At 64.1% G+C, this 7,472-nt stretch carries 8 protein-coding genes; 4 read left to right on the top strand and 4 right to left on the bottom strand.

The annotated features are described in order from the left end of the window. Positions 1 to 229: 229 nt before the first annotated feature. On the bottom strand, positions 230 to 1,408 hold the full coding sequence (locus WP12_RS07980; RefSeq protein WP_046193174.1) for a glycosyltransferase: 1,179 nt from the start codon (positions 1,406 to 1,408) through the stop codon (positions 230 to 232). Between the two features lie 212 nt (positions 1,409 to 1,620). On the opposite strand from WP12_RS07980, the gene WP12_RS07975 reads away from it, so the two are divergent. From WP12_RS07975 to WP12_RS07960, 4 genes are all read left to right on the top strand, one after another. Continuing rightward, positions 1,621 to 2,400, top strand: a complete 780-nt coding sequence (locus WP12_RS07975; RefSeq protein ID WP_046193173.1) for an outer membrane protein assembly factor BamD — start codon at positions 1,621 to 1,623, stop codon at positions 2,398 to 2,400. 317 nt (positions 2,401 to 2,717) lie between these two features. Beyond that, positions 2,718 to 3,713, top strand: coding sequence for a flagellar motor switch protein FliM (locus WP12_RS07970; protein ID WP_046193186.1), 996 nt, complete (start codon positions 2,718 to 2,720; stop codon positions 3,711 to 3,713). Continuing rightward, a complete protein-coding gene (gene fliN, locus WP12_RS07965; protein ID WP_046193172.1) occupies positions 3,710 to 4,027 on the top strand; it encodes a flagellar motor switch protein FliN in 318 nt (105 codons plus the stop codon). Before WP12_RS07970 ends, fliN begins: the two co-directional genes overlap by 4 nt. 10 nt (positions 4,028 to 4,037) lie before the next feature. Beyond that, a complete protein-coding gene (locus WP12_RS07960; RefSeq protein WP_084691036.1) occupies positions 4,038 to 4,325 on the top strand; it encodes a flagellar biosynthetic protein FliO in 288 nt (95 codons plus the stop codon). 60 nt (positions 4,326 to 4,385) lie between these two features. Here the strand turns inward: WP12_RS07960 and WP12_RS07955 are convergent, their stop codons facing one another. The 3 genes from WP12_RS07955 to dxs all read right to left on the bottom strand — a co-directional run bounded on the left by WP12_RS07955 (position 4,386) and on the right by dxs (position 7,447). Beyond that, positions 4,386 to 4,697 carry a GIY-YIG nuclease family protein gene (locus tag WP12_RS07955; protein ID WP_046193171.1) on the bottom strand — a complete coding sequence of 104 codons (312 nt, stop codon included), beginning with the start codon at positions 4,695 to 4,697 and terminating at the stop codon, positions 4,386 to 4,388. 291 nt (positions 4,698 to 4,988) lie between these two features. After that, the gene (locus tag WP12_RS07950) at positions 4,989 to 5,531 is read right to left on the bottom strand and encodes a hypothetical protein (protein WP_052730277.1); all 543 of its coding nucleotides are present in this window, start codon (positions 5,529 to 5,531) and stop codon (positions 4,989 to 4,991) included. Beyond that, complete coding sequence (gene dxs / locus WP12_RS07945; protein ID WP_046193170.1) at positions 5,528 to 7,447, bottom strand: 1-deoxy-D-xylulose-5-phosphate synthase; 1,920 nt, start codon at positions 7,445 to 7,447, stop codon at positions 5,528 to 5,530. Before dxs ends, WP12_RS07950 begins: the two co-directional genes overlap by 4 nt. Between the last annotated feature and the right edge of the window lie 25 nt (positions 7,448 to 7,472).

The raw sequence follows: 7,472 nt of genomic DNA, 5'->3' as shown, positions 1-7,472 counted from the left end.
CTGGAGTGCGCTGCGCGGCGCGGCCCCCTGGAGCGCCGCCGCACGGATGCCGCTTAGGCCATACACCCGCCGCCCGGCCGCGCGGGGGCGCCGTTTGGAGTGTGTTCCAGCGAAGCTGAACCGGCGGTACCGGCCCGCTCCCCCACCCAACCTCCCGATATATTACGCTGGATCGGGAAGTTGGGTGGGGGAGCGGGCCGGTACCGCTTCCACGTAAGTGAAACAAACTCTAACGGCGATATCCGTCCACCAATCCCATCAGATGCTCGTAGAGCGCCTTGCTGTTGCGCTCCCATGTGAAGTTTCGCACCGTCTCCGCGACCTCGGCCTGCGGCGCCGGGTCCGCCAGCATCTCGCTTATCCCTGCCGCGATCGCCTCCGGCGTCCGTGCGACGAGCCGGCCCGCCGCCGGCCGGTCGACGACTTCGCGCGCGCCGCCGACATCGGTGATCACGATCGGCGTGCCGCAGGCGAGCGATTCGACCCAGACATTGGCCAGCCCCTCCGACGACGAAGGAAGCGCCACCACATCCGCCGCCGCATATAATGCGGGCAGTTGATCGTGCGGCAGCGCCCCGAGCAGGCGCACGCGGTCACCCAGCGCTTCGGCGGCGATTTGCGCGGCGAGCCGGTCATGATCGGCGCCACGCCCCGCGATCAGCAGGCTGACGCCCGGCAGCGCGCGCATCGCCTCGATCACCAGCCCCTGCCCCTTGAGCGGGATCAGGTTACCGGCGGTGACGGCCAGCGGCCCCGTCACCCCAAGCAAAGCCTTCGCCGCCTTCCGGTCCTGCGGCCGGAACATCGTCTGGTCGACCCCGGTATGATGCACCCTGATCCGCTCGCCCGGCAGGCCCATCGCTGTCATGTCGTCCCGCAGCGCACCCGATACTGCGAGTAGCCCGTCCGCCGCCTGTCCCGCCGCGACGATCATCCGGCGGCAGGCCGGCTTCGTCCCCCACATATGGATGTCGCTGCCCCGCGCCTTGATCGACACCGGAACGCCATAACGCCGCCCGAGCCGCACCGCCGCCGGGCCATCGGGATAGAAGAATTCGGCATCGATCACATCGAACGGGAAATCGGCCCTCATCGCATCAAGCAGCGGGATCAGCGTCCACCACATGCTCCACGGGTTCAGCCGCCCGCCGATGATCGGCAGCGTAGGAAAAGGTGGACGATGGACGTCCAGCCCCTTCCATTGCTCGCGCGTGGGCAATTGGCTGATCTCGCGATAGGCCGGATGGCGCTTGGCCCAGCGCGTCGGCGGCGCCGCATGGGGCGCCACCACGCGGAGTTCGACATCCGGATGCGCCGCCAGGCCCAGCGTCTGCCGCTCGACGAAAGCGCCGAACCCCGGCCGGGTTCGATCGGGGAATAATGTCGACAGGGTCAGCACGCGGAGCATCGCACCATCTTAACCGGTTGTCGGCGCGGCGCACGCCTTTCTCGTGGCCATTGCGGTAGCCGGCTTTGGGCCCAAGACCTCGATCGATTCAGGCTGAAATCAGCCTGAATCGTGAATCAAGATCTCGGTCTTCGCTGAGAGCCTGGTTCACGTCATCAGCGGAAGCGCTTTGCGCTTCCACCTTAGACGATCAGGCTCTAAGAAGACGCCCTATGCTGCGTATAGCCCCCCGTTCGATCGCGCTGATGATCGCCGCCGCCCTCGTCGTTCCGCTGGCCGGTTGCGCCACGAGCAAGAACAAGGGCGACACCAAATATGTCGCCCGCGATGTGGACACGCTCTACAACGCCGCGAAAGAGCGGCTGGACAGGCACCAATATAAACTCGCTGCCGCGCTGTTCGATGAAGTCGAGCGCCAGCATCCCTATTCGGTCTGGGCCCGCCGTGCTCAGCTGATGAGCGCCTTTTCCTATCATCTCGCGCGCCAGTACACCGAATCGACCGCGTCGGCGCAGCGCTTCATTTCGATCCATCCGGGCAACCGCGACGCGCCCTATGCGCTCTACTTGATCGCGATCAACTATTATGAGCAGATCCAGGACGTTACGCGCGATCAGAAGCTGACCCAGCAGTCGCTCGACGCGATGAACGAACTGATCCGGCGCTACCCCGATTCGCGCTATGCCGCCGACGCCCGGGTCAAGACCGACCTGATCAAGGATCACCTTGCCGGCAAGGAGATGGAGATCGGCCGCTTCTACCAGCGGCGTGGCGACTGGCTCGCTTCGGTTATCCGCTTCCGCACCGTGATCGACAGCTACGACACGACCAGCCATGCGCCCGAGGCGCTGATGCGGCTCACCGAAAGCTATATGGCGCTCGGCGTTCCCGCCGAGGCGGAGCGTGCCGCCGCGGTGCTCGGCGCGAACTATCCTGGCAGCAAATGGTATGAGCACGCCTATAAGCTCATCCGCCAGAAGGGCGCTGCATAGTTTGTAGCCTCAGACGCCAGCGTGGGCATCCGCCCACTTGGCTTTTCCTCGCATAAGCTCGGGCGGCCGTTCGGCCTTGCGGGACGCTGGGCATCCCGACACAGAAGTCAGCATCGGAGCCTGCCAAGGCTCCGCAAGCGCGAATGCGCGTCCGAGCTTATGCGAGGAAGCCAAGCCGACGGATGTCGGCGCCCGGCGTTTGAGGGCAAAAACAAACAAAGCCCTAATTCCGTCCCCACATTTCATTAACCACCTCTGCGGTATAGCGAATCCACCGGCAGCACCGGGTCGAACCGTTCGGGGTGATCAACGATTTCATGACGCGCGCAGCTTCCAGTCTTTCGGGTGATGAAGTCGCCGCGCTGATGGACGAGCTCAGCGACATCTCCTTCGATCAGCCGGAGGGGGAGGAGCCGAACGTTCGTCAGGCGCGCGATGTCGAGCTCTATACGCTCGGTCAGCGCAAGGACCGCCCGGTCGCGCACCTCACCCATCTCGAGCGGATGAACGAGAAGATCGCGCGTCTGCTGCGTGACGTGATCGAGCCGATCGCCCAGACCCGCGCCAAGATCGAGGCCATCCCGCTCGAAACCCGCCGCTTCGACGAATGGCAGGCCAAGCAGCCCCATTATATCAGCCTCAGCCTCTTCCGGGTTCGCCCGGCCAAGGGGATGATGATGATCGCGCTCGAACCCGCCTTCATCACCAACATGGTCGACGCCTTCTACGGCGGCACCGGAAACGGCCTCGCGCCCAAGAGCGGAGAGTTCACCCCGTCCGAGCAGCGTCTCCAGAAGCGCCTCGTCACCGCGATTTCCGAGGTGCTGACCAAGAGCTGGAACGACAGCTACCCGCTCGAATTCGATTTCACGACGCACGAGACCGACGTCGCCTTCGCCAATATGGTCCGCCCCGACGAGACGATCGTGGTGCAGAGCTTCACGATCAAGCCCGGCATGTCGAAGTCGACCCGGATCGAGATCCTCTACCCGCTGTCGCTGCTCCAGCCGATCGAGGACGAGATCGCCTCGCGCGTCCAGGCCGGCGCCGGTGGCAATGACCGCGACTGGAAGAACAAGCTGCTCGGCGCGCTCGACAATGTCTCGCTGCCGGTCCGTTCGGTGCTCGCGCGCCCCGAGATGACGGTGGCGGAGCTGCTCGGCCTCAAGGTCGGCGACATCATTCCGATCACCTTGTCGCAGACCGTCCCCCTCCTCGTCGGCAACCGCCGATTCGCGGAAGGCACGATCGGCGAACAGGAAGGCCGGGCCGCGATGATGATAGAAAACCTCAACAAGGGTCTTTTGAAATGAGCGATATGTCCGACGTTCCGGCGATCCCGGGCGATCTGTCGAGCCGCGCCAACTATTCGCTGCTCGCCGATATCCCGCTGCGATTGTCGGTCGAGGTCGGCAGCACCTCGCTGCGCCTCGCTGATCTGATGGACCTGAATTCGGGCAGCGTGGTCGAGCTCGACCGCCAGGCGAATGAATTGCTCGACATCATGGTCAACGGAACGCTCGTCGCGAAGGGCGAGGTAGTGACAGTGAACGGAAAGTTCGGGATAAGGGTAGTCGACGTGGTCGCTGCCGATGCGCGGCTGTCAGGGATAGAACGCCGCCAATGATGCCTCGCTTATGATGATAGATTATCTGTTGAAGCTGCTCCTGCTGGTCCCGCTCGTCGGTGGACTGGCCTATGGTTCGCTCTGGCTCTGGAAGAAGGTTCAGCCGGGAATCGCGATCGGCAACCGGGAACGGGCGCTCAAGATCGTCGATGCCATCCCGCTGGGCGCCACCGGACGACTCGCCGTCGTCGAATTCGCCAACCGCCACATATTGATCTCGGTCTCGCGCGGCCGGATCGAAAAACTCGCCGAAGCGCCCGCCGATGGTGCTTTCGTCCTGCCCGATCAGGACGTCTAGCACTCATACAACCCGTCATGCTGAACTTGTTTCAGCATCCACCGGGCCGCAGGGGCGAAGCTAACGGGAATCGTTCGGATCGAACCCCAGTTCGACAGCCAAGTCTTCCCAATGCGGATTGTCTTGCTCGATGAGATTGAGCTTCCACGCACGCCGCCAGTTCTTAAGCTGCTTTTCCCGCGTGATCGCACCGGTCATGTCGCCGAACAGCTCGAAGCGGACCAGCTTCGTCACACCATAGCATGACGTAAGACCGGAAATCTCGCTGGCGCGGTGCTGATAAAGTCGGCCCAGCAGGTCGGAAGTAACCCCGATATAGATCGTGCCGTTCCGGTCACTCGCCATAATATAAACGCAAGGTTGACGGTCCATGTGCGACCGATAACATAACCCAAGGCTCAGAGTGGATGCTGAAACAAGTTCAGCATGACGGCATAGAGAACGAGGCTATCTGCCCCTCCTCAAAACTTCTTCTGGATCACCGCGACCTTGGGCAGCCGCTGATCGCCCGTGAAGGGCTGATTGACCAGAAAAGCGAAACTCACCTGATCGGCCAGCGCCGGCAATCCGGCGAGTTCCACCGCCTCGACCTTCGGAAAAGCGCCGGTCTGAAACCAGACGTCGATCAGCTCGACGGTGCGGATCGTCGGCGGCAGGCTGCCTTCATAGGCCGGCGACTGCCAGTGCAGATCCTCGATGATATAGATGCCGCCGGGTTCCAGATGCGGGAACAGCGTCTGGAATGCCAGTTGCTGGTGGAAGGAGGCGTGCGATCCCGTCGTCGATGATGAAGTCGAACCGTTCCCCCCGCGCTGCCACCGCCTGCAAATCGGCGGCGATCCCCGAATCGCCGCGCGTGAAGCGGAAGCGCGGATGGGTGAAGAAGCTGAAATCCGAAATGTCGAACCCATGGACGATAGCCTTGGGAAAATAATCGAGCCACATCCGCACCGAAGGCAGATCGCCCGTCGCGCGATCGGCGTCCGCGCCGACCTCGGGTCCGCCGACCAGCAGGCCGATCTCCAGCATCCGGGTCACGCTGTCGCGGCGCGGGCCTAGCAGCATGTCGTAAAGCAGGGTGTAATTATGCGGCAGCGATCCGGTGCTGCCTTTGTCGGACCGGTAACGCGCCGCCAGCGTCGTCAGGTTGAAATCGGGCGCAAGCTTTCGCGTGGATGCACGCTTCCCCAGGCCGAATAACTTCAAGCGCTGACCTCTAGTCCCGAACTGTTGCGATGGAGCGCCGCCAGCACCGTGCCGACGATCGATTCGGCATCGAGCCCGGCATCGGCATATTGCTTCTCGGGCTTGTCATGCTCCTGGAAGCTGTCGGGCAGGCGCAACGTGCGCAGCTTCAGGCCGCTGTCGATCAGCCCAAGGTCGGACGCCAGGGTCAGCACATGTGCGCCCAGGCCGCCGATAGAGCCCTCCTCGACCGTTACCGCTACGTCGTGGCTGGTCAGCAGCGTCTGGATCAGCGTCTCATCGAGCGGCTTGGCGAAGCGCAGGTCGGCGACCGTCGTCGACAGGCCCAGCGCCTCGAGCTGCTCGGCCGCGCGGAGCGCCTCGCCCAGCCGGGTGCCGAGCGACAGGATCGCTACCTTCTTGCCCTCGCGGACGATCCGTCCCTTGCCGATCGGAAGCCGCTCGGGAACCGCGGGGATCGCGACGCCGGTGCCATTGCCGCGCGGATAGCGCAGCGCGATCGGCCCGCTGTCGTGCATCGCGGCCGTGTGGACCATATGGCTCAGCTCGGCCTCGTCGGCCGCCGCCATCACCACGAAATTGGGCAGAGTCGCCAGATAGGTAATGTCGAAGCTGCCGGCATGGGTCGACCCGTCGGCGCCGACCAGCCCGGCGCGGTCGATCGCGAAACGGACCGGCAGGTTCTGGATGGCGACGTCATGCACCACCTGATCATAGGCGCGCTGCAGGAAGGTCGAGTAGATCGCGCAAAAGGGGCGATAGCCCTGCGCCGCGAGCCCGGCCGCAAAGGTGACGGCGTGCTGCTCGGCGATACCGACATCGAAGCTGCGTTCGGGAAAGGTGGCCTGGAACTTGTCGAGGCCGGTGCCCGAGGGCATCGCCGCGGTGATCGCGCAGACCTTGTCGTCACGTGCCGCCTCACGGACCAGCGCCTCGGCGAAGACGCCGGTATAACTGGGCGGCCCCGGCGGGGCCTTGGCCTGCTCGCCCGACACCACGTCGAACTTCTGGACGCCATGATATTTATCGGCCGCCGCCTCCGCAGGCGCATAGCCCTTGCCCTTCTTGGTGACGACGTGGATCAGGATCGGGCCATGATCGCCGTCGCGGACATTTTCGAGGATCGGCAGCAGATGATCGAGATTATGGCCGTCGACCGGGCCGACATAATAGAAGCCCAGCTCCTCGAACAACGTGCCGCCGGTCGCCATGCCGCGGGCATATTCCTCGGATCGCTTGGCGAAGTCGTGGATCGGGCGGGGCAGTTTCTGCGCGACGCGCTTGGCGAAGCCGCGCATCGACAGGAACGGCCCCGAAGACACGATCTTGGCGAGATAGGCGGACAGCGCGCCGACCGGCGGCGCGATCGACATATCATTGTCGTTCAGGATGACGATCAGCCGGTTGCCCGCCTGTTTGGCGTTGTTCATCGCCTCATAGGCCATGCCCGCAGACATCGCCCCGTCGCCGATCACCGCGATCGCACGGCCTGGCTTGTTCGCGAGCTTGTTGGCGACGGCGAAGCCGAGCGCCGCCGAAATCGAGGTCGAGCTGTGCGCCGCCCCGAACGGATCATATTCGCTCTCGCTGCGCTTGGTGAAGCCCGATAGGCCGCCGGGTTGGCGCAGAGTGCGGATACGGTCGCGCCGGCCGGTGAGGATCTTGTGCGGATAGGCCTGATGGCCCACGTCCCAGATCACGACGTCGCGCGGCGTGTCGAAGACATAGTGGATCGCGACGGTCAGTTCGACCACGCCTAGCCCCGCGCCGAGATGCCCGCCCGTCACGGATACGGCGGAGATCATCTCCTCACGCAGTTCATCGGCAAGCTGGCGGAGCTGCGCCGGTTTCAGCTGCCGGAGTTCGGCGGGCGTGGCGGCGCTATCAAGCAAAGGCGTTACTGGACGGTCGGTCATCCCGCTCGCCATAAACCCATGTAAT

It is taken from the genome of Sphingomonas sp. SRS2, assembly GCF_000971055.1.
Lineage (GTDB): Bacteria > Pseudomonadota > Alphaproteobacteria > Sphingomonadales > Sphingomonadaceae > Rhizorhabdus.
This window is presented reverse-complemented; position numbering and strand designations above follow the sequence as displayed.